Source organism: Bradyrhizobium sp. NBAIM08 (genome assembly GCF_020193935.1).
GTDB lineage: Bacteria > Pseudomonadota > Alphaproteobacteria > Rhizobiales > Xanthobacteraceae > Bradyrhizobium > Bradyrhizobium yuanmingense.
The window spans coordinates 1-477 of the sequence record NZ_JADYVR010000142.1; the positions used below are offsets into that span (position 1 = coordinate 1).

Here is a 477-nt window from a genome sequence, read left to right on the forward strand (position 1 = left end):
CCGCGGGCGCCGCGGTGACGACCTGCGCCGCCGTGGCCTGGGCGGCCGGCACGTTGCGCGCGCGGCGGATGCGGCTGTCCGACTCCCCTCTCGTCTCGAGCGGCATGCCGATGTTGCTCGGCGGGCTGGCGCTGGCGGCGTTCTCGGCGGCATCCGGAGAGTGGACGGCGTTCCATCCGGCCGACGTGCCCCACCGGTCGGCGCTCGCGCTGCTCTACCTGATCGTGTTCGGTTCGCTGCTGGCCTTCAGCGCGTACATCTTCCTGCTGCGGGTCATTCCCGCTGCCCGCGTGGCCACATACGCCTACGTGAACCCGGTCGTGGCCCTGTTCCTCGGCGCGTGGCTCGGCGACGAAACGGTGGGCGCGGCGACGGTCGTTGCGGCCGCCGTGAGCCTGGCCGGGGTCTACCTCGTCGTGTCGGAGTGATGCGCGGCCCGGTCACGAGGGGCCGGTCACGAGCGGCCTCATGCGACGT

1 protein-coding gene is annotated in these 477 nt (G+C 73.0%); it reads left to right on the top strand.

All coding sequences use genetic code 11. The annotated features are described in order from the left end of the window. Positions 1 to 428 (top strand): EamA family transporter (locus I6F37_RS38815; protein WP_225154192.1); only part of this gene is annotated, 428 nt, incomplete at its 5' end. Between the last annotated feature and the right edge of the window lie 49 nt (positions 429 to 477).